The following is a 20,665-nucleotide window of genomic DNA, read 5'->3' as shown; positions in this document are numbered from 1 at the left end:
GAGGTGACTAAATGCCATTATTGGATAGCTTTACCGTAGATCATACCATTATGAAAGCACCGGCAGTGCGTGTTGCTAAGACGATGAAAACCCCTCATGGCGACGAGATAACGGTATTTGATTTACGCTTCTGTGTGCCAAACAAGGAAGTCATGCCAGAGCGTGGGATTCATACGCTGGAACATCTGTTCGCTGGTTTCATGCGTAACCACCTTAATGGTAACGGTGTTGAGATTATCGATATCTCCCCGATGGGATGCCGCACCGGTTTTTATATGAGCCTGATTGGTACGCCGGATGAGCAACGAGTCGCTGATGCTTGGAAAGCGGCGATGGCCGATGTGCTGAAAGTAACCGATCAACGGAAGATCCCTGAACTGAATGAATATCAGTGCGGGACTTATCATATGCACTCGTTGGAAGAAGCGCAGGAAATTGCCAAAGGTATTATTGACCGTGGTGTCCGTATTAATCACAACGAAGAGTTGGCATTGCCGAAAGAAAAACTGACCGAATTGCATATCTAGTCTTCAGTCAATGTGGGTTGGATCGTGAGTTGAACAAAGTGAAAAGACGCTGAAAAGCGTCTTTTTTATATTTATAAAACCGCGTGTTGCGCGTTTACTCCGAGCGGTTTATAGGTCCGAATGCTCCTGATGAGCAATTGGTATGACCCTGACACGCTTAATCATATTTTCTTGCACATCCAACACATCAATTAAATAACGGCCAATACGCACTTGAGTGCCAACCTGCGGAATCTCTTCCAGTGCTTCCAATATCATGCCATTGATTGTGCGAGCATCGATGGGCAATGCCCAGTTAAACGCTTTATTGAGTTCCCGTACGCTGGCACTACCATCTATTAATACTGAACCATCACTTTGTGGGTTAACTTCTTCGGCAAGTGTCGGAGACATTGATGTCGTGAAGTCACCGACAATCTCTTCCAAAATATCTTCAACGGTAACCAGCCCTTGAATATCGCCATACTCATCGACAATCATGCCGACTTTCTCTTTATTCCGTTGGAACTTCACCAATTGCACATTCAACGGTGTCCCTTCAGGAATAAAGTAAATTTCATCCGCTGCGCGCAGCAGATTTTCTTTGTTGAATTCTTTCTTTTCAGTCATGAGCCGGTAGGCTTCTCGTACTCGCAGCATGCCAATCGCATCATCTAACGATTGACGATATAACACGATACGCCCATGGGGAGAGTGGGTGAGCTGACGCATGATTGATTTCCAGTCATCATTGATATCAATACCAACCACTTCATTACGGGGAACCATAATGTCACCCACTGTGACTTTTTCCAGATCAAGTACGGATATCAACATATCTTGATTACGGCGAGAGATTTGGGATTGGGATTCATTCACGATGCTGCGTAATTCATCTTTGCTGACCGCATCACTGCTGTGCACATTTCCACGTATGCCACACAAGCGCATCAGCCCACGAGTGATGGTATTGAGCAACCATACCAGTGGCAGCATGATTTTCTGGAGAGGGGCTAGCAGAACGCTACTGGGGAACGCAACGCGTTCAGGATAAAGCGCTGCAATGGTCTTTGGCATCACTTCAGCGAAAATGAGTACCACAAAGGTCAATATCCCTGTCGCGATGGCAACCCCAGCATTTCCGTATAATCGGATACCGACAATTGTTGCCAGTGCTGAGGCCAGAATATTGACCAGATTATTACCAATCAACACTAAGCTAATTAAGCGGTCAGGACGGCGCAGTAGTTTCTCAACTCGGCGAGCGGCGCGGTTACCTTGCTTAGACAAGTGGCGCAGACGATAACGATTAAGGGTCATCATGCCGGTTTCGGAGGCAGAAAAATATGCCGAAACCACGACCATGACGACAAGAATAATGATCAGCGTGCTAGTTGAAACATGATCCAACACAGTGTTCCTTTATTACGATAGGGACCCTGCCGGTCAAACAGGGTCATTAAAGACGGGTTAAGATAATAATTAAGGAACCATGATTTCCTGAACTAGGCGGCTGCCGAAATAAGCGAGTGTCAGGAGGAATGCACCTGCAAAACTAAACCAAATCACCCTACGCCCACGCCAGCCTTCATGGTAATGGCCCCACAATAAAACAATATAGACAAACCAAGCCATGATCGATAACACCGCTTTATGAACGTTTTCTTTGCTGAATATGTCGTCCATGTAAAGCAAGCCAGTGCATAGCGTTAAAGTGAGCAACACGACGCCAATCTGAGTAATGTGGAACATTTTACGCTCAATACTCATTAATGGTGGCATATCGCCATTAAAGGTCACTTTCTTATTTTTTAACTGATAATCAAGCCAAGCCAATTGCAGTGCGTAAAGTGCAGCAATGATCAGTGTTGCGTAAGCAAAAAGTGCCAGCCCAATATGGATAAATATTGTTGGGCTCGTTTCGAGGTGGGTAATAAACTCACCAGGCAGTAAGCTGGCGAGCGCCAGATTGATCATGGCAAAGCTATAAACAATTGGCAGCAGGAACCAACCCCGCCCCTGCGAGGCGACGATGGTCATGATTGAACAGATCATCAACCCGACGATGGAGCCGATATTTAATAAAGTGAGGTTTTGACCACCACCAACATCAAATATCTGATGCTTCAGTGCAATAGCGTGGCACACTAACGCGACGACAGCAGAAATCAGTGCTAACCGACGGTAAGCACTGTTTTTTTGCACCAGACTTGGGACAATCAAGCCCAAACTGAGTGAATAAGCGATCAAAGCCAAAATAGAGAACACGGGCATAGCGTTATATGAACATCGGCTAAGTGAATAATATTGTCAGTATAGCGTTGAGCGCGTCTCGCTCCAACCGTTCTCCGACGAGAGGGCAGAGATCGTTTAAGCTTCGTGTTATAATCCCCCCATTGTGTCGCCCGAGCGGCCTGTTTCCACGTTGAGTATGAGCCAATGTTTGAGAACTTAACTGATCGATTGTCGCGCACATTGCGCAATATCAGCGGCCGTGGCCGGCTGACAGAAGAAAATATTAAAGAAACGCTACGTGAAGTGCGCATGGCGTTACTGGAAGCTGACGTTGCTCTACCGGTTGTTCGTGATTTTATCAACCGGGTAAAAGAGCGCGCTGTTGGTCACGAGGTGAATAAAAGCCTTACGCCAGGGCAGGAATTCGTCAAAATAGTTAAAAATGAACTTATTGCCGCGATGGGCGAGGTCAATAACGAACTGAATCTGGCTGCGCAACCGCCAGCAGTGGTGTTAATGGCGGGTCTGCAAGGTGCGGGTAAAACCACCAGTGTGGCCAAGCTCGGTAAGTTACTGAAAGAAAAGCATAAGAAGAAAGTACTCGTGGTGTCTGCCGACGTTTATCGCCCTGCGGCGATCAAACAGTTGGAAACCTTGGCACAACAGGTTGACATTGATTTCTTCCCGTCTGATGTAAAAGAAAAGCCGATTGAAATTGTTAATCGTGCTCTCCAGCAAGCGAAGCTTAAGTTCTATGATGTCCTGATTGTCGATACCGCCGGCCGTTTACACGTCGATGAAGCGATGATGGACGAAATCAAACAAGTTCATGCCGCGATTAATCCGGTTGAAACCTTGTTTGTCGTCGATGCCATGACTGGTCAAGATGCTGCCAATACGGCAAAAGCTTTCAATGAAGCATTGCCCCTCACTGGTGTGGTACTGACCAAAGTTGATGGTGATGCCCGTGGTGGTGCTGCTTTATCCATTCGTCATATTACCGGCAAGCCGATTAAATTCCTTGGCGTCGGTGAGAAAACTGAAGCGTTAGAGGCGTTTCACCCTGATCGCGTGGCTTCCCGTATTCTGGGGATGGGCGATGTTATCTCCCTGATTGAAGATATTGAAAGCAAAGTTGACCGCGCTCAGGCGGAAAAACTGGCGACCAAGCTTAAGAAAGGCGACGGCTTCGATCTCAATGACTTCCTCGACCAACTCAAGCAAATGCGTAACATGGGCGGTATGGCTAGTATGTTAAGTAAAATGCCGGGCGCAGGTCAGTTGCCAGATAACGTAAAATCACAAATGGATGACAAAGTGACCGTGCGCATGGAGGCCATCATCAATTCGATGACGCTGAAAGAGCGCGCTAAGCCAGAAATCATCAAGGGTTCACGTAAGCGCCGTATTGCCACGGGGTCGGGGGTGCAGGTGCAGGACGTGAACCGCCTGCTTAAGCAATTCGATGAAATGCAGCGCATGATGAAGAAAATGAAAAATGGCGGGTTGGCCAAGATGATGCGTGGCATGAAAGGTATGATGCCACCGGGCTTCCCAGGCCGCTAAGCGTTATGTCACTCTGTGGGTCCACCAGAGTGACATGAGTAAAGATTTCCCGCTGAAAACAGCGGTAAACGAAGAAAATAGTACTCATTACAAAACTAGCGCGCAGGAATCTACGCTTTAGATTGCTTTTTGCGCCAAAATGAGTAAAATTTTCGGGCTTTTTATATTGCAACTGGACCCCGTTCCCCGATGGGGTCCAGTTGTTTTATTAACTAAAGAGGATGTTATGGTAACAATTCGTTTGGCTCGTGGCGGCGCTAAAAAGCGTCCGTTCTATCAAGTAGTAGTGACCGACAGCCGTAATGCTCGTGACGGTCGTTTTATCGAACGTGTAGGCTTCTTTAACCCGATCGCATCTGGTCAGGCTGAAGCTCTGCGTTTAGACCTGGACCGTATCGAACATTGGGTCGGCCTGGGTGCTACCGTTTCTGATCGCGTATCTGCGCTGATCAAAGACGCTAAGAAAGCAGCTTAATCTGTCGCGGTGGTGGTTATTATGAGCAAGCAACTCAATCCAGTGGTTCCCGATGAGCCGATTGTACTCGGTAAAATGGGTTCGACTTACGGCATTCGCGGTTGGCTCAGAGTATTTTCATCCACCGAGAACGCCGAAAGCATTTTCGATTACCAGCCGTGGTTTATCCAGCAGGCCGGTAAGTGGCAGCATGTCGAGTTGGAAGACTGGAAGCGCCACAGCCAGGATCTGATCATCAAAGTTAAAGGTGTTGATGATCGTGATGCCGCGAATCTACTGACTAATTGCGAAATTATCGTAGATTCAAAACAACTGCCCGCATTAGATGGGGATGATTACTACTGGAAAGACCTTATGGGCTGTCAGGTAGTAACAACCGCAGGTTACGAACTGGGGAAAATCATCGATATGATGGAAACCGGTTCTAACGATGTGATGGTCGTGAAGGCAAACCTGAAAGATGCATTCGGTATGAAGGAGCGGTTGGTCCCGTTTCTTCATGGGCAGGTTATCAAGAATGTCGATCTCACTGCTCAACGTGTTGAAGTAGATTGGGATCCTGGTTTTTGACCTCCGAATTAAACGGCAAAGATGAGTGGAACAAAACAATGTGGATCGGTGTTATTAGCCTATTTCCAGAGATGTTCCGCGCAATAACCGATTACGGGGTGACTGGCCGGGCAGTAAAAAATGGCCTGCTGAGCGTACAGTGTTGGAGTCCGCGTGACTTCACCTACGATCGGCATCGTACCGTGGATGACCGCCCTTATGGTGGTGGCCCGGGAATGTTGATGATGGTGCAACCGCTAAGGGAAGCCATTCATGCAGCAAAAGCAGCGGCAGGCGAGGGAGCAAAGGTGATTTATCTGTCACCTCAAGGGCGCAAACTGGACCAACAGGGCGTTTGCGAACTGGCGATGAACCCGAAAATGATTCTGGTTTGTGGCCGGTACGAAGGAGTGGATGAGCGCGTAATCAAAACCGAAATTGATGAAGAGTGGTCAATCGGTGATTACGTTCTCAGCGGTGGTGAGCTACCAGCAATGACGTTGATCGATTCAGTCTCCCGATTTATTCCGGGCGTTCTGGGTCATCAAGCCTCAGCAGAGGAAGATTCTTTTTCTGATGGATTGCTGGATTGCCCGCACTACACTCGGCCTGAGGTGTTAGAAGGAATGGAAGTGCCGCCAGTATTACTGTCGGGCAACCATGCCGAGATTCGTCGCTGGCGCTTAAAGCAGTCGCTGGGCCGTACCTGGCTTAGAAGACCTGAACTTCTAGAAAGCCTAGCTCTGACTGACGAGCAAATGGTGTTGCTGGCTGAGTTCCAACGGGAACATAAGCCCTGAGCAACAGAACTATGAAAGGAACATTGCACTCAGTGCCAATTTTCCTGATATATCAGTTTACCTAGGGTAAGAGACTTATTATGAGCAATATTATCAAGCAAATCGAACAAGAGCAGATGAAACAGGACGTACCTGCGTTCCGTCCGGGTGATTCCGTGGAAGTTAAGGTATGGGTTGTTGAAGGTGCTAAAAAGCGTCTGCAGGCATTCGAGGGCGTGGTTATCGCTATTCGTAACCGCGGTCTGCATTCTGCGTTCACCGTTCGTAAAATTTCCAACGGCGAAGGTGTTGAGCGTGTATTCCAAACTCACTCCCCAGTAATCGACAGCATTACTGTGAAACGTCGTGGTGCCGTTCGTCAAGCGAAACTGTACTATCTGCGTGAGCGTACTGGTAAGTCTGCTCGTATCAAAGAGCGTCTTAACCGCGTTAACTAAGGTATAGCTCAGGCTTCATCCAAAAGTTAATAGTGATAAAGGGGTTAGCCATATGCTAACCCCTTTTTTATTGACGTTTTGGTACAAAGCGGCGAGTGTGCTCGCGCAAAAAATAGTTGTGGGAATAGGGAAGAAACGAGAGGGAACTAGCGTGGCATAACACCACGCTAAAATAGATTTTGAGTAATATGGGTTTTGAGTAATATAGTTTTTTGAGCTAATTACAGGCCGTAGACCAATGTGACAGACGTTGTGGTGTCAGTATTTTTTGGCGCACTGGCAGGGGGTTTGGTGTTGTAGGTCACGATATAAGCTAAGCGCAGCGCGAAGCTTTTATTGATGGCGACATTCAACGCAGTCTCTGAGTTTAGCGTCGTTTCTTCGTTCGCTAATGCTGAAACCCCTTCACTGAATACCGTGTTATCCGTTAACTGATAAGTATAGTTTGCACCGCCATAAGCCAATGCTTTAGTCGCACGTCCACCTTCGTAAAATTCATCATGGCGAACACCCGGACCAAATTCCACCCGCAGGTTATGCAGTGGGGTGGTCATAATCTGGCGACCATAACCTGTGGTTAATACAGAGCGGGAATCAAAACCGTTATAACGATCATTTAACCAACTCGCTTGGCCAAACAAATAATTGCTATCAGTCAGATTATAACGAGTACGTGCACCTAGCTGATAACGTTCTGAGGAACGCTGATCATTCGCACTGGTGTTACGTGCTGCTCCCCATAAGCTATAGGCCGTATTGGGCTGGAACCACGTTAATGTTGAGTTAGCGGTCAGGGTTGAGTTAGTCGTATTTCCTGACTGAGCGGTATAACCTGCCTCAACCGTCCCATCGAAGCTCTTTTTGGCTGTAGCTGGATCGTCTAAGGCAGTGAAGACAGTAGCGTCAGCAAGTACAGAAAGGCTGACGAGAGATAAAGCGAGTGTGCTGATATGGAACGGCAACGCCCTGGTATGACGCGAAGAAAACATAATAAGTCCATGGTGAAAAAAATGATGTTTGTGATGCGGCCCGCATTGTAGCAGTTGTGATCCAACTTATTCAGAAGATATTTCAGATTGAATAATTAATTATAATAAGGTGGTTTTAATGACGAGTTCATTCTTAAAATTTAGTCAAAAGTACAATGTAGAGTTTTGAATGGGCGTATTGACACTATAAAAATTGACGCAAAAAAATAGCGCTTCTGCTGATTGGGATTTTTCTACCATATAAATAAAGAGACCAGGAATATTAACTGGTCTCTTTGCACATCATCAGTAAAAACGTTAAGTCTAGATTACATAAAAGTCGTGACTAACAAGTAACCGGTGATACAAGAGCAGATAACACCGATAAGCCCTGGAATGATAAAGCTATGGTTAATAATGAACTTACCAATTTTAGTCGTACCGGAGCGGTCAAAACCGATACAAGCCAGATCACTTGGGTAGGTTGGAAGTACAAAGTACCCGTATGCGGCAGGGAAGAATGCGATCAGCATTTTAGGTTCCACACCGAGTTGCAAGCCCATTGGTGCAATTGCTGCTAGCGCTGCTGCTTGGCTATTCACGAGTTTGGAAACGAGGAAGAGAACAATGGCGTAGGTCCATGGTTGGCTTTTTACCACATCTTCCAATACTACCTTCAAATCTCCCATATGAGCTTGGAAGAAGGTATCACTCATCCAGGCAACACCGAATACTGAGAAGATGGCAACCATGCCGGCTTTGAACACTGCACCGTTAGAAATATCGCTAGGTTTTACTTTACAACCAATAAGAATCACTGCACCGGCAATCAGCATCATCATCTGAATAACTAGATTCATCGACAGTGCTTGCATCTTACCTTTCACTTCAAAGGCAGGACGTAGGTCAGCAAAGGCACCTAGCATCACCACGATGGCAATCGCGACGAAGAATATCCAAGTAGACCAATAAGCTTGCTTCGGAAAAACTTGGTTTAAAAGTGTATCTGTGGAACCGTAAATAAAGGCGCGTTGCTCTGGATCTTTGATTTTCTCTTGAAAATCGGGGTCTTTATCCAGATCTTTACCGCGGCGTAAGCTCCACAGTGCCGCCATCAATACACCGACTAATGAAGCAGGGACTGATACTGCCAGAATCTCCAAAATGCTATACGCATGACCGATACCGTGATTGGCACCTATAATTGATACCAATGACACCACTGCGACCGAAACGGGAGAAGCCGTAATGGCCATTTGTGACGCAACAGAGGCTACAGCCATTGGTCGCTCTGGCCGAATACCTTTCTTAATAGCAATATCTGAAATAATAGGGAACATGGTATAAACAACATGCCCTGTTCCGCATAAGAAGGTTAATGACCACGTTGTGAATGGAGCTAACAGCGTAATATGCTGAGGATGACGACGTAATAATCGCTCAGCAAATTGCATCATGACATTTAATCCACCCGCAGTTTGTAATACAGACGCACAGCCAATGACAGCTAATATTGTCAGCATCACATCAACAGGAGGTTTACCGGGTTCGAGGCCGAAAATAAAGGTTAGAATAAATAAGCCGATGCCGCTTATTAACCCCAATCCCATACCGCCATAGCGTGTACCCACTAATAAGCATAGAATTATAATTATAAATTGTAGTGTTATCATAATATTACCTTGCTTCCAACATGAATAGAATTCGGTTGTGTATTCACTGGTTTTAAGCAATGAGTAAGGCTCTTACTTCATTTTCTCTATCAGAGCACAGATCGCATTGATTAAAACTTGGTTAATATCAAGGGAGTATTGTTTAGTTATGTAATTAATTAAATCTGCGACCTGCCTCTATTTTTATGTCAGACCAGACTTTTCTAATTAATTAAAGTGGCACTAATTGTGTGGATTAGAATATAAAGATGGGTTGTGAAAATAATGTATTAATATTGTTTTAAATTAATGAATGAAATAATTATCTGATAACGCCTACTGACTTTACTTTCTCTGTTCTCACTTTTATGCACCACTCATTCATCTTATCTAAATTGATGACGCTCTATTTCAGCCTTCTTCCCTAGACAGGCCGATGTGATGATCAATTAAGAGACTCATGAAGCAGGATTGAGTTTTTTTGGGTGTAGTGAGTTTTTTTGAGTGTAGAAAGTTATTCAGCTAATCCCTAATTTTTCCTTCAGGGATTTCAAGTAGCGGCGGCTGACAGGAATGTGTCTACCGCTGCGGGTAATGACTTCGGCAGCGCCATTGTCCATAAGTTGAATTTCCCCCAATTGCTCGGTATTGACCATATATTGCCGATGACAGCGGATAAACGGGGTTTTCTCTTCCAACGTTTTCAGTGATAGCTGGGTATAGCCTGATTGTATCGTCCCAACAACATGTACCCCACTAAGCTCAGAGCTGAGATATTCTACTTCTTCAATCTTCAGCAAAAAAATACGGTTATGCCCAGAGCAGGGAATATGTCGAAGCATGGGCTCGGTGATTTTGTGTAAATTATTATTTACACTTATGCCGCGTCTCAAACGATTCAACGTTTTTGCTAGCCGTTGATGATCGAGTGGTTTTAGCAGATAGTCAAAAGCATGCTCTTCGAAAGCGCGGATAGCATATTCATCATAAGCGGTCACGAAAACGATGTGGGGCATACTTTCAGGATTCAACATTGAGGCCAGTTCCAAACCATTAATTCTAGGCATTTGGATGTCGAGAAACACGACGTCAGGCTGTAAGCGCTGGATGGCTGGGATAGCTTCTAATGCGTTGCTACATTCGGCGACGATCTCAATATCTTGTTCTTCATTTAGTCTTTCGTGTAAATCTTCACGCGCGGGTTGTTCATCGTCGACGATGATGACTCTTAACATACAGCCTCCACAAATTTCCCGCATCTTATCATGGTGTCAAAAGGACAATGAGACCATCTGCAGAAACTGCGACTCACCGCAAAAGTCTCGTTAAAAGAGTCTGTAAAATGAGTGGTAATTATTTATTTACACATATGGATTGAAAACTTTACACGTCATGGTATTGTGGTGACCTTAAACCGATATACACGCTAAAATAGCATCCGCTAAACAGAGACAGGTAAAGAATATGATCATGCAAAAAGATGCGCTCAATAATGTCCATATCAGTGCCGAACAAATACTGATAACTCCGGAAGAACTGAAAAATCAGTTCCCTTTGAGCGACGATGATCAGTATGCGATTGCCAACGCCCGCAAAACCATTGCTGATATTGTTCAGGGTAAAGATCCACGCTTATTAGTCGTGTGTGGCCCGTGTTCGATCCACGATGTGGATGCTGCTTTGGATTATGCGCGTAGCTTGAAAAAACTCTCTGCCGAATTGAGTGATAGTCTGTATATCGTCATGCGCGTTTATTTCGAAAAACCAAGAACGACAGTCGGCTGGAAAGGGTTAATTAACGATCCTGCTATGGATGGTTCTTTCGATGTAGAAGCTGGGTTACATATCGCTCGCCGGTTATTGCTTGATTTAGTGGGAATGGGGCTACCATTGGCAACTGAGGCATTGGACCCGAATAGCCCGCAATACTTAGGTGACTTGTTCAGTTGGTCTGCAATTGGTGCCCGTACTACTGAGTCACAAACCCACCGTGAAATGGCTTCAGGTTTGTCCATGCCTGTTGGTTTTAAAAACGGGACTGACGGTAGCTTAGGCACAGCAATCAATGCAATGCGTGCAGCAGCTATGCCACATCGCTTTATGGGGATTAACCAATCAGGGCAGGTTTGCCTATTGCAAACTCAGGGCAACCCGCACGGACATGTCATTTTACGTGGCGGCAAAACACCTAACTACAGTGCGCAAGATGTCGCTCAGTGTGAAAAACAGATGCAGGATGCGGGACTCATTCCATCCTTAATGATAGATTGCAGCCATGGTAATTCGAATAAAGACTATCGCCGCCAGGTTGCGGTCGCTGAATCTGTTGTTGAGCAGATCAAAGCGGGCAATCGTTCTATCACGGGTGTGATGCTGGAAAGTAACATCCATGAAGGTAATCAATCTTCTGAGCAACCTCGTGCTGCGATGCACTACGGTGTTTCAGTGACCGATGCTTGTATTAACTGGGAAAGCACCGAAACGCTGTTACGGGGCATGCACCAGGAATTACGTTCAGCGCTGGCGGCCCGGACTGTAGAGGAAAAGTAAGTATGGTGGCTGAACTGACCGCTTTGCGCGATCAAATTGATGAAGTGGATAAAGCACTGCTGGATTTGCTGGCTAAGCGCCTGCATTTGGTGGCTGAAGTCGGTGAAGTTAAGAGCCGTTATGGCTTGCCTATATATGTGCCAGACCGTGAGGCAGCAATGCTGACCTCACGTCGACAGGAAGCAGAGGCTTTAGGTGTACCACCTGATTTGATTGAAGACGTATTGCGTCGGATAATGCGAGAGTCTTATACCAGCGAAAATGATAAAGGTTTTAAAACCTTATGCCCTAATTTGCGGCCTGTGGTCATTATTGGTGGGCAAGGGCAGATGGGGCGCTTGTTCGCACGGATGCTGAATCTGTCAGGCTATCAGGTGAAGACGCTGGAACAGCAAGATTGGCCACAGGCTGAGTCCATTCTGGCAGATGCCGGGATGGTGATTGTCAGTGTGCCCATTCATACCACTGAAGAAGTGATTAGACGATTACCTAAATTGCCATCAGATTGTATTTTGTTGGATCTGGCTTCCGTGAAAAATAAGCCACTGCAAGCCATGTTGGCGGCCCATGATGGGCCTGTTGTGGGTTTGCATCCGATGTTTGGCCCTGATGTTGGCAGTCTGGCGAAGCAAGTCGTGGTCTATTGCGATGGTCGTGATCCACAAGCTTATCAATGGTTGCTGGAGCAATTGCAGGTCTGGGGTGCGAGATTACACCGCATTAGTGCCGTCGAACATGACCAGAACATGGCATTTATTCAGGCGTTGCGCCACTTTGCGACCTTTGCATATGGTCTGCATCTGGCAGAAGAAAACGTGCAGTTAGAGCAGTTGCTGGCTCTGTCTTCACCAATCTATCGTTTGGAGCTGGCGATGGTAGGGCGGTTGTTTGCGCAGGATCCGCAGCTTTATGCCGACATTATCATGTCGTCAGAAGATAATTTGGCGTTGATTAAGCGTTACTATAAGCGCTTTGGTGAAGCAATTACCTTGCTGGAACAAAGCGATAAAAAAGCCTTTGTCAAAAGCTTCCAAAAAGTCGAACACTGGTTTGGTGACTATGCAGAAAGCTTCTTAGTCGAGAGCCGTTCATTGCTACGTCAAGCGAACGATAACCGTCAGTAGTCGATAATCAGTTATTTTTCAGGTGTGCTAAATAAGTCATCCCAATGATGTTGGGATGACTTATTGCGTTTTAGTTTGGATTAACCGGTACGACGTTTTCGCTTGGGTAGCAGCCTAATACTTTTAGTGAGCGAGTCATAGGCGTCAGATTAGCCAATGCTTTTTGCATGGCGTCGGAACGTAAATTAGCCTGCACATCGATATAAAACATCTCTTCCCACGGATTGCCATTGATTGGCCGAGACTCCAATTTCGTCATAATGATGCCATGGTCCCTCAGCACCAATAGCGCTTCAACCAATGCACCTGACTGCTGTCCTGTGGCCATAATTAAGGTGGTTTTGGCTGGGATCTGCTCAGAGACATCAATGGATTTACGAGCAAGAACAATGAAGCGGGTGATGTTTTGTTGCTGATTTGCCAGATTATGTTCCAGTACTTGCAAGTCATAAAGTGCTCCGCCAGCCTCACTACCCAATGCCGCCGCTGTCGGTGAATTCAGTTGTGCCACCTTTTCCATCGCTGCTGCACTGCTCTCGCAATACTCAATTTTCCAATGAGGGAAGCGATTGATAAATTGGCTACATTGCTGGAAGGGTTGTGGATGACTGTAAACAGTTTCGATTTTGTCTAGGTCGGTATCGGTTGCTACCAGTACGCAGTGGTCAATAGGAATAGTGATTTCACCGACGATGGACAGGCTAGTGTGTTGCAGTAAATCATATACGTCATTAATCGAACCGGAACTGGTGTTCTCTATCGGCAAAACAGCGTAATCAGCTTGCCCAGTCTCAACGTGGGTAAAAATATCTTGGAATTTATGGCAACCGCACTCAATCAACTGCTCGAAATGCCGTGCTGCATACTGGCGAGCCGCTAGATGGGAATAAGAGCCTTTTGGGCCAAGAAAAGCGATGCGGGCAGAATGCAGTGTGGTTTGATTAAGTTGATGTTGCAACAATGCCTGCTGAGTCAAAACAGAGTCTTCAATAATCAGTTGGAACAAGCGTGTGACATAGAATCCATCTAGATCATATGGTTTTGCTGCCTTTACCAGCGCCTCTAGCAAGTCACGTTCACGCTCTTTATCACGAATCGGACGATGATGAAGTTGCTTCGCTTTAGCAACATCTACGGCCAATTCGCGCCGTTCAGCCAGCAATGCCAGCAATTTTAAATCGAGTGCGCTGATGCGTTCACGTAGCACCAGTAACGGATTATCGCTCATAGGGTTTGCCTTCTATCATCCTGAAAGTTATTTGCAAAATCGGTATAAAAAAAGCCCCCCGTTTTGGGAGGCTTTGTTGTTCGTCTTCGCATTCTTTATCACACGACGAAACGCCTCCCAATCAGGGGAAGGTAAAAAAGAATGCGAAGAAAAACACTTTATTGATCATCGTTATTGGCGACCTGTTTTGATATGGGTAGTTAATACTTTACCTCTAAACTAACCGCGAGCCTGAATTGCTGTCAATAAAAAACGCGCCCGAAAGCGCGTTAGATCCGAAATAAGATGGAATGGCTGGACTATTGCTCTTGTTCCGATTCTTCTTCCTCTGCATCGACTGACGCCAGATTAGTCTCTTTAACACTGTTTGCCGCGCGACGAGCTTCACCTTTGTGTTGAACTTTATTTAATTGACGTTCTAGTTTAGTGATCAGTTCGTTAATTGCAGCATACATATCATCATGCTTGGCACTGGCAACCAAGGGGCCCATCGGTGTACTGATAGTTGCATCGGCAACAAATCCCTGTGGATCTTTGGACAGTACAATATGCGGGTTTATCAACTGGGCCTGCCATTTATCCAGTTTGGTGAGACGGTCTTCAACATGTTTACGAATTGCTGGGGTGATATCCATTTGCTTACTGGTAATGTTGACTGTCATATGGCTTACCTCTCTGTCTACTCCGTCTTGGATAACTTCAGCATACCCCGCTTTTTCCTAAAATGTATGATCAAGGTCACTTTTTTTTGTCACTTTTTGCAAAGGTCATGGGAACTGTGAGTTAGCGTCAGAAATAGGGGGGAGGGGCTTGAATCATTGATTACAATGTCGCATTATCGATAAGTTATATTGCCTGAATATAGATAAAAAAGACGCTATTTTTCTGTTTTGGCTATGGTGTCAGTGTATCCGTTTGATGTCTCCCATCCCCTTATCTTCTACTCGCAATAGCTCAAATTGAAAACGGCAGCCTAGGCTGCCGTTTGGTATTTTAACTATCCAAATCATAAGTCATTCAAATGGTTTGTGATTTAGATAAGTTGTGATCTAGATAATATCAAGCTGGGTTCGCTGCAATTATCTTGGCCACTTTGTCGGCTTCAGCATTGAGCTGTAGCTGCTTATAAGCATTTTCCATCAATGGCAACGCATCACGTGTTGCTTGAGTATCAGGATAATCTCTCAACATTTGCTCTACGCGATTAACTACCGCGACGTAAGCGCCTCGTTTAGTGTAATATTGCGCCACGGCCAGTTCATGCTTGGCCAGACGATTTTTCAGGAACACCAAGCGTTTTTGCGCATCGGTTGCGTACTGACTGTTCGGATAGCTTTGAATCAACTGGTTAAAATCGCGGAATGCGGCTTTAGCATGTTGTGGATCGCGATCTGAACGGTCAATCCCGAAGAAGCCTTGTAATGCGCTGTCATCCAGAGCCATGTCAGTCAAACCACGCATATATAATACGTAATCGATGTTAGGATGTGTGGGATTCAGGCGCATAAAGCGATCAATTGAGGCTTGAGCCAACGGCAGATCAGCAGATTTATAATAAGCATAAATTAAATCAAGCTGAACCTGTTGGGAGTAAGGCCCGAAAGGATAGCGGTTATCTAACGCTTCTAGTTGCGTAATGGCTCCCTTAAAGTTACCGTCCTGCAGTTTTTGCTGAGCGGTAGCATAGAGCTCAGAAGGTGGGTTATCGGGAACCACATCCTTGTTACTGGAGCAACCGGTCAGCACCAGGCTCAACGTGGCGGCAGCCACCAGATATTTCATACGCGTCATGACGTTTTGATTATCCTCGAAGTGTTATTCCGGGAGACTGTCCGTTAAGCTCCCGACAAAGATCTAGTTACAATAGCACATTATATTAAACGGCATCGCCGTCAAAACCCAACGTTAACGAACAAGAAGCTGCATATGGCACAACAAGTACAACTCAGCGCAACGGTGGCCGAATCACAACTCGGTCAACGGTTAGATCAGGCTTTGGCCGAATTGTTCCCTGATTATTCAAGATCTCGCATAAAAGAGTGGATTTTGGAAAACAAGGTCACAGTCGACGGTAAAACAATTAACAAGCCTAAAGAAAAAGTGTTGGGTGGTGAGCTCGTCGCAATTGACGCGCAAATTGAGGAAGATGCCCGCTGGGCGCCCCAAGAAATCCCACTGGATATTGTCTATGAAGATAGCGATATTTTGGTGATTAATAAACCCCGCGGTTTAGTGGTTCATCCTGGTGCAGGTAATCCGGATGGAACTGTCTTGAATGCGTTGCTCTATTATTACCCAGAAATCGTTGATGTCCCTCGGGCGGGTATCGTACATCGTCTGGATAAAGATACGACTGGCTTGATGGTGGTAGCGAAAACAGTTCCTGCGCAAACTCGTTTGGTTGAAGCGTTGCAAGCACGCGAAATCACGCGTGAATATGAAGCTGTGGCTATCGGTAATATGACAGCAGGCGGGCGAGTTGACGAGCCTATTTCACGTCACTCCACCAAACGAACTCATATGGCTGTGCATCCAATGGGGAAGCCAGCGACGACCCATTATCGCATCATGGAGCATTTCCGTGCCCATACCCGTTTACGCCTGCGCTTAGAAACGGGCCGTACGCACCAGATTCGCGTTCATATGTCCCATATAAACCATCCGCTAGTCGGTGATCAGCTATACGGTGGCCGCCCTCGTCCGCCAAGAGGGGCTTCTGACGACTTTATCGCGATTTTACGCGGTTTTGATCGCCAAGCTCTGCATGCAACCATGCTGCGTTTGTATCATCCAATCAGTGGCATTCAAATGGAATGGCATGCTGCATTACCAGACGATATGGTTGAGCTGATTAACGCGCTGAAAGCCGATACCCTGGAATTTAAAGATCAAATGGATTGGTAATGAACGAGCTGATACTTCCCAATTGGCCGGTGCCTGCAGGCGTGAAGGCATGTAGCACGACACGTCATGGTGGTATCAGCACCCCGCCTTATGATTCATTAAATCTCGGCACTCATGTGGGCGATGTCACTGCAAGTGTCATCGCCAATCGCCAGCGTTTAGTTACGCTGGCGGGCTTGCCGCAAATGCCCGTGTGGCTAGAGCAGGTACATGGCACTAGTGTCTTGCATCTAGACGGCGAAGTTACCCCTAATGTACAGGCTGATGCGGTTTATAGCCGTGTCGCTGGGCAAGTATGTGCCGTCATGACAGCCGATTGTCTGCCGGTGCTATTTTGCTCTGTAAAGGGTGATGAAGTTGCGGCTGCCCATGCGGGGTGGCGTGGTCTATGTGCTGGCGTCCTTGAACAGACGCTTGCGCAGTTTAATGCCGCACCTGCTTCTATTATGGCCTGGTTAGGCCCAGCTATTGGCCCACAACAGTTCGAAGTGGGTGAAGACGTAAAACAAGCATTTAGTGATATCGATACTCAAGCCGCTTCAGCTTTTATTCCCTCTGGTTCCAAATATCTTGCGGATATCTATTCATTGGCTCGCATGCGCCTACAGGCTGCGGGTGTCCATGCTATTTATGGTGGTGATCACTGTACCGTGACTGAAAAACAGCAATTTTTCTCTTATCGGCGCGATGGGATGACTGGACGTATGGCAAGTTTAGTCTGGCTGATATAACCTACTGAATTAGGACGATCCGCAGGCGCATAACGAATTACTTTAAATATAGTGTCAGAATAACCTTGAAAATTTGAGGTATGACCTCATCTAATCTCCAGTAGCAATTTTGACCAATATTGGAGGTGTTATGCGTCTGGATCGTCTTACCAGTAAATTCCAGCTTGCCCTCGCCGATGCACAGTCTTTAGCGCTTGGGCGCGATAATCAATTCATTGAACCATTACATTTGATGAGCGCATTGCTCAATCAGGATGGGGGTACGGTTCGCCCATTACTGGCCTCGGCGGGGATTAATGTTGCTAATTTACGTAGCGATATTGAGCAAGCCTTAGGTCGTCTTCCACAAGTTGAGGGGACCGGCGGTGATGTTCAACCATCAAACGAGCTGGTACGAGTACTCAACCTTTGTGACAAATTAGCGCAAAAACGCGCAGATAAATTTATCTCTTCAGAGCTGTTTGTTCTGGCAGTGCTGGAAGATCGTGGCACTTTAACTGATATGTTAAAGGCTGCGGGGGCAACAACTAATAATATAGATAAGGCAATTGAAAATATGCGTGGTGGTGACAAAGTCGATGACCAAGGGGCTGAAGATCAGCGTCAGGCATTGAAAAAATTCACTATCGACCTAACTGAGCGTGCGGAGCAAGGCAAGCTCGATCCGGTCATTGGGCGTGATGAAGAAATTCGTCGTACTATTCAAGTCCTACAGCGCCGTACCAAAAATAACCCCGTACTCATCGGTGAGCCCGGTGTTGGTAAAACGGCTATCGTTGAAGGTCTGGCGCAACGTATCGTTAATGGTGAAGTGCCTGAAGGCTTGAAACATAAACGTGTCCTTTCCCTGGATATGGGCGCACTGATCGCCGGTGCGAAATATCGTGGTGAATTTGAAGAGCGTTTGAAAGGTGTGCTGAACGATTTATCGAAACAAGAAGGCAGCGTCATCTTGTTCATTGATGAGTTGCATACCATGGTCGGCGCTGGGAAAGGTGACGGGGCAATGGATGCCGGTAATATGCTCAAACCTGCGTTAGCGCGCGGTGAACTGCATTGCGTGGGGGCAACAACACTCGACGAATATCGTCAGTATATAGAAAAGGATGCGGCGCTTGAGCGGCGTTTCCAGAAAGTTTACGTTGCAGAACCTAGTGTAGAAGACACGATTGCTATTTTGCGTGGGTTGAAAGAGCGATATGAACTGCATCACCATGTGCAGATCACTGACCCAGCAATTGTTGCCGCGGCAACATTGTCACACCGCTATATTGCGGATCGTCAGTTGCCGGATAAAGCTATCGACCTTATTGATGAAGCGGGTTCTAGCATCCGCATGCAGATGGATTCAAAACCAGAATCCTTGGACAGATTAGAACGCCGGATTATCCAGTTGAAACTGGAGCAGCAGGCGCTGAAGAAAGAGTCCGATGATGCCAGTAAAAAACGTCTGGAAATGCTCAATACGGAATTAGAGCAGAAAGAGCGTGAATATTCTGAGTTAGAAGAAGAGTGGAAAGCAGAAAAGGCTTCACTCACTGGGACCCAGAATATCAAAACAGAGCTAGAACAAGCCAAAATCACATTAGAACAGGCGCGTCGTGTCGGTGATTTGGCGCAAATGTCAGAGCTTCAGTACGGTAAAATTCCTGAGTTGGAAAAACAGCTTGCAGCGGCAACTGCGCTGGAAGGGAAAACCATGAAGCTGTTGCGTAATCGCGTCACTGAGGTGGAGATTGCGGATGTTCTGGCGCGCTGGACCGGTATTCCTGTGTCTCGCATGTTGGAAAGTGAGCGGGATAAGTTGCTGCGTATGGAACAAGATCTCCATAAGCGAGTCATCGGGCAGGATGAAGCGGTTGAAGCAGTATCCAATGCTATCCGCCGTAGTCGTGCTGGTTTGTCAGATCCGAACCGCCCAATTGGTTCCTTCTTATTCTTAGGGCCGACTGGGGTAGGTAAAACTGAACTGTGTAAAGCGCTGGCCACATTCTTGTTCGACAGCGACGATGCCATGGTGCGTATTGATATGTCCGAGTTTATGGAGAAACACTCTGTCTCTCGGCTGGTGGGTGCACCTCCAGGCTATGTTGGCTATGAAGAAGGTGGGTATCTGACAGAAGCAGTACGTCGTCGCCCTTATTCTGTGATTTTGTTAGATGAAGTGGAAAAAGCGCATCCAGATGTTTTCAACATACTTTTGCAGGTGTTGGATGATGGGCGTTTGACTGACGGGCAGGGTAGAACAGTCGACTTCCGCAATACGGTTGTCATCATGACGTCTAACCTAGGGTCAGATTTGATTCAGGAACGTTTCGGTGAAAGAAATTATACTGAAATGAAAGATATGGTGATGGACGTTGTCAGTCATCATTTCCGTCCTGAATTCATTAACCGTATTGATGAGGTTGTTGTATTCCATCCGTTAGGTCGAGCACATTTGGCGGCTATCGCCAGTATCCAACTGGAGCGGCTGTATAAACGGTTGGAGGAGCGTGGCTACCAAGTCACTATTACTCAGCCTGCATTAGAGTTCTTGGGCGAAGCTGGTTTCGACCCTGTGTATGGTGCGCGGCCATTGAAACGTGCTATCCAGCAGGAAATCGAGAACCCGCTGTCACAACAGATACTTTCTGGCAAGTTGATACCAGGTGTACCTGTGATTCTGGATGTAGAGAATGGGCATATTACTGCCAAACAGTAATGGTCAATCCCAAAAGGGGCGAGAAATCGCCCCTTTTTGCTTTATTTCTCACCATTAATGAGATTTTTGTCGTATTAATGAGCAGTTGAAAAGTTTTTTGAAATTAGGGGTTGCAGCCTGTCAGGAACTCCCTATAATGCGCCTCCACTGACTGGGAACAACGAAATAGACTTCGCCGGGTTAGGAAGAGAAAAGAATCAGTTTGAGTTCGAAAGAAAGCAAATAGAACCTTGACT

19 protein-coding genes and 1 other annotated feature are annotated in these 20,665 nt (G+C 46.3%); of the genes, 11 read left to right on the top strand and 8 right to left on the bottom strand.

From position 1 onward, the window contains the following. The first annotated feature begins 11 nt into the window (after positions 1–11). The gene (gene luxS, locus BN68_RS09180; protein ID WP_004877244.1) at positions 12–527 is read left to right on the top strand and encodes an S-ribosylhomocysteine lyase; all 516 of its coding nucleotides are present in this window, start codon (positions 12–14) and stop codon (positions 525–527) included. A gap of 108 nt (positions 528–635) precedes the next feature. Here luxS and BN68_RS09175 read toward each other — a convergent pair whose 3' ends face one another. Together BN68_RS09175 and BN68_RS09170 are read right to left on the bottom strand one after the other, a co-directional pair. Next, positions 636–1,916, bottom strand: coding sequence for an HlyC/CorC family transporter (locus BN68_RS09175; RefSeq protein ID WP_186375678.1), 1,281 nt, complete (start codon positions 1,914–1,916; stop codon positions 636–638). Positions 1,917–1,988: 72 nt separating this feature from the next. Further along, positions 1,989–2,780 (bottom strand): cytochrome C assembly family protein, encoded by a 792-nt coding sequence (locus BN68_RS09170; RefSeq protein WP_019210880.1) that lies wholly within the window; start codon positions 2,778–2,780, stop codon positions 1,989–1,991. Positions 2,781–2,945: 165 nt separating this feature from the next. On the opposite strand from BN68_RS09170, the gene ffh reads away from it, so the two are divergent. The 5 genes from ffh (at position 2,946) to rplS (ending at position 6,568) form a co-directional block, all read left to right on the top strand. Continuing rightward, positions 2,946–4,307, top strand: coding sequence for a signal recognition particle protein (gene ffh / locus BN68_RS09165; protein WP_019210879.1), 1,362 nt, complete (start codon positions 2,946–2,948; stop codon positions 4,305–4,307). Positions 4,308–4,533: 226 nt separating this feature from the next. Continuing rightward, positions 4,534–4,782: a 30S ribosomal protein S16 gene (rpsP, locus tag BN68_RS09160; protein WP_004712517.1), complete on the top strand. Its 249-nt coding sequence runs from the start codon at positions 4,534–4,536 to the stop codon at positions 4,780–4,782. A 21-nt stretch (positions 4,783–4,803) separates the two neighbouring features. Further along, a complete protein-coding gene (gene rimM / locus BN68_RS09155) occupies positions 4,804–5,352 on the top strand; it encodes a ribosome maturation factor RimM (protein WP_019210877.1) in 549 nt (182 codons plus the stop codon). A gap of 38 nt (positions 5,353–5,390) precedes the next feature. Then, positions 5,391–6,131, top strand: a complete 741-nt coding sequence (gene trmD, locus BN68_RS09150) for a tRNA (guanosine(37)-N1)-methyltransferase TrmD (protein ID WP_019210876.1) — start codon at positions 5,391–5,393, stop codon at positions 6,129–6,131. An 80-nt stretch (positions 6,132–6,211) separates the two neighbouring features. Further along, positions 6,212–6,568 (top strand): 50S ribosomal protein L19, encoded by a 357-nt coding sequence (gene rplS / locus BN68_RS09145; protein ID WP_019210875.1) that lies wholly within the window; start codon positions 6,212–6,214, stop codon positions 6,566–6,568. Positions 6,569–6,789: 221 nt separating this feature from the next. Here the strand turns inward: rplS and BN68_RS09140 are convergent, their stop codons facing one another. From BN68_RS09140 to btsR, 3 genes are all read right to left on the bottom strand, one after another. Further along, a complete protein-coding gene (locus BN68_RS09140; protein ID WP_019210873.1) occupies positions 6,790–7,557 on the bottom strand; it encodes a DUF481 domain-containing protein in 768 nt (255 codons plus the stop codon). A 308-nt stretch (positions 7,558–7,865) separates the two neighbouring features. Next, positions 7,866–9,209: an anaerobic C4-dicarboxylate transporter gene (locus BN68_RS09135; RefSeq protein ID WP_019210872.1), complete on the bottom strand. Its 1,344-nt coding sequence runs from the start codon at positions 9,207–9,209 to the stop codon at positions 7,866–7,868. A 497-nt stretch (positions 9,210–9,706) separates the two neighbouring features. After that, entirely contained in the window at positions 9,707–10,423 is a 717-nt protein-coding gene (btsR, locus tag BN68_RS09130) for a two-component system response regulator BtsR (protein ID WP_019210871.1), read from the bottom strand. Positions 10,424–10,658: 235 nt separating this feature from the next. On the opposite strand from btsR, the gene BN68_RS09125 reads away from it, so the two are divergent. Then, positions 10,659–11,738 carry a 3-deoxy-7-phosphoheptulonate synthase gene (locus tag BN68_RS09125; RefSeq protein WP_042806669.1) on the top strand — a complete coding sequence of 360 codons (1,080 nt, stop codon included), beginning with the start codon at positions 10,659–10,661 and terminating at the stop codon, positions 11,736–11,738. A gap of 2 nt (positions 11,739–11,740) precedes the next feature. After that, on the top strand, positions 11,741–12,862 hold the full coding sequence (tyrA, locus tag BN68_RS09120; RefSeq protein ID WP_019210869.1) for a bifunctional chorismate mutase/prephenate dehydrogenase: 1,122 nt from the start codon (positions 11,741–11,743) through the stop codon (positions 12,860–12,862). A 70-nt stretch (positions 12,863–12,932) separates the two neighbouring features. Here the strand turns inward: tyrA and pheA are convergent, their stop codons facing one another. The 3 genes from pheA to bamD all read right to left on the bottom strand — a co-directional run bounded on the left by pheA (position 12,933) and on the right by bamD (position 15,881). Next, the gene (gene pheA, locus BN68_RS09115; protein ID WP_019210868.1) at positions 12,933–14,090 is read right to left on the bottom strand and encodes a bifunctional chorismate mutase/prephenate dehydratase; all 1,158 of its coding nucleotides are present in this window, start codon (positions 14,088–14,090) and stop codon (positions 12,933–12,935) included. A 44-nt stretch (positions 14,091–14,134) separates the two neighbouring features. Beyond that, positions 14,135–14,260, bottom strand: a sequence feature (Phe leader region). Positions 14,261–14,389: 129 nt separating this feature from the next. Then, the gene (gene raiA, locus BN68_RS09110; RefSeq protein WP_019210867.1) at positions 14,390–14,752 is read right to left on the bottom strand and encodes a ribosome-associated translation inhibitor RaiA; all 363 of its coding nucleotides are present in this window, start codon (positions 14,750–14,752) and stop codon (positions 14,390–14,392) included. A 397-nt stretch (positions 14,753–15,149) separates the two neighbouring features. Continuing rightward, positions 15,150–15,881: an outer membrane protein assembly factor BamD gene (gene bamD / locus BN68_RS09105; RefSeq protein ID WP_019210866.1), complete on the bottom strand. Its 732-nt coding sequence runs from the start codon at positions 15,879–15,881 to the stop codon at positions 15,150–15,152. Between the two features lie 135 nt (positions 15,882–16,016). On the opposite strand from bamD, the gene rluD reads away from it, so the two are divergent. From rluD to clpB, 3 genes are all read left to right on the top strand, one after another. After that, complete coding sequence (gene rluD, locus BN68_RS09100) at positions 16,017–16,994, top strand: 23S rRNA pseudouridine(1911/1915/1917) synthase RluD (RefSeq protein WP_019210865.1); 978 nt, start codon at positions 16,017–16,019, stop codon at positions 16,992–16,994. Next, on the top strand, positions 16,994–17,725 hold the full coding sequence (gene yfiH, locus BN68_RS09095; protein ID WP_019210864.1) for a purine nucleoside phosphorylase YfiH: 732 nt from the start codon (positions 16,994–16,996) through the stop codon (positions 17,723–17,725). The genes rluD and yfiH overlap by 1 nt, the downstream gene beginning before the upstream one ends. Positions 17,726–17,855: 130 nt before the next feature. Beyond that, positions 17,856–20,429 carry an ATP-dependent chaperone ClpB gene (gene clpB, locus BN68_RS09090; protein ID WP_019210863.1) on the top strand — a complete coding sequence of 858 codons (2,574 nt, stop codon included), beginning with the start codon at positions 17,856–17,858 and terminating at the stop codon, positions 20,427–20,429. Positions 20,430–20,665: the final 236 nt, after the last annotated feature.

Source organism: Yersinia massiliensis CCUG 53443, from assembly GCF_000312485.1.
GTDB classification, from domain to species: domain Bacteria; phylum Pseudomonadota; class Gammaproteobacteria; order Enterobacterales; family Enterobacteriaceae; genus Yersinia; species Yersinia massiliensis.
The sequence above is the reverse complement of the archived record's forward strand: the minus strand, read 5'-3'. Positions and strand labels throughout refer to the sequence as shown.

Bases quoted from the DNA above. Each gene is read 5' to 3' on its own strand.
- clpB (WP_019210863.1), top strand. From the start codon at position 17,856: ATGCGTCTGGATCGTCTTACCAGTAAATTCCAGCTTGCCCTCGCCGAT.
- ffh (WP_019210879.1), top strand. From the start codon at position 2,946: ATGTTTGAGAACTTAACTGATCGATTGTCGCGCACATTGCGCAATATC.
- BN68_RS09135 (WP_019210872.1), bottom strand. From the start codon at position 9,209: ATGATAACACTACAATTTATAATTATAATTCTATGCTTATTAGTGGGT.
- rimM (WP_019210877.1), top strand. From the start codon at position 4,804: ATGAGCAAGCAACTCAATCCAGTGGTTCCCGATGAGCCGATTGTACTC.
- raiA (WP_019210867.1), bottom strand. From the start codon at position 14,752: ATGACAGTCAACATTACCAGTAAGCAAATGGATATCACCCCAGCAATT.
- BN68_RS09170 (WP_019210880.1), bottom strand. From the start codon at position 2,780: ATGCCCGTGTTCTCTATTTTGGCTTTGATCGCTTATTCACTCAGTTTG.
- BN68_RS09140 (WP_019210873.1), bottom strand. From the start codon at position 7,557: ATGTTTTCTTCGCGTCATACCAGGGCGTTGCCGTTCCATATCAGCACA.
- pheA (WP_019210868.1), bottom strand. From the start codon at position 14,090: ATGAGCGATAATCCGTTACTGGTGCTACGTGAACGCATCAGCGCACTC.
- yfiH (WP_019210864.1), top strand. From the start codon at position 16,994: ATGAACGAGCTGATACTTCCCAATTGGCCGGTGCCTGCAGGCGTGAAG.
- btsR (WP_019210871.1), bottom strand. From the start codon at position 10,423: ATGTTAAGAGTCATCATCGTCGACGATGAACAACCCGCGCGTGAAGAT.
- luxS (WP_004877244.1), top strand. From the start codon at position 12: ATGCCATTATTGGATAGCTTTACCGTAGATCATACCATTATGAAAGCA.
- trmD (WP_019210876.1), top strand. From the start codon at position 5,391: ATGTGGATCGGTGTTATTAGCCTATTTCCAGAGATGTTCCGCGCAATA.
- BN68_RS09125 (WP_042806669.1), top strand. From the start codon at position 10,659: ATGCAAAAAGATGCGCTCAATAATGTCCATATCAGTGCCGAACAAATA.
- rplS (WP_019210875.1), top strand. From the start codon at position 6,212: ATGAGCAATATTATCAAGCAAATCGAACAAGAGCAGATGAAACAGGAC.
- rluD (WP_019210865.1), top strand. From the start codon at position 16,017: ATGGCACAACAAGTACAACTCAGCGCAACGGTGGCCGAATCACAACTC.
- tyrA (WP_019210869.1), top strand. From the start codon at position 11,741: ATGGTGGCTGAACTGACCGCTTTGCGCGATCAAATTGATGAAGTGGAT.
- bamD (WP_019210866.1), bottom strand. From the start codon at position 15,881: ATGACGCGTATGAAATATCTGGTGGCTGCCGCCACGTTGAGCCTGGTG.
- rpsP (WP_004712517.1), top strand. From the start codon at position 4,534: ATGGTAACAATTCGTTTGGCTCGTGGCGGCGCTAAAAAGCGTCCGTTC.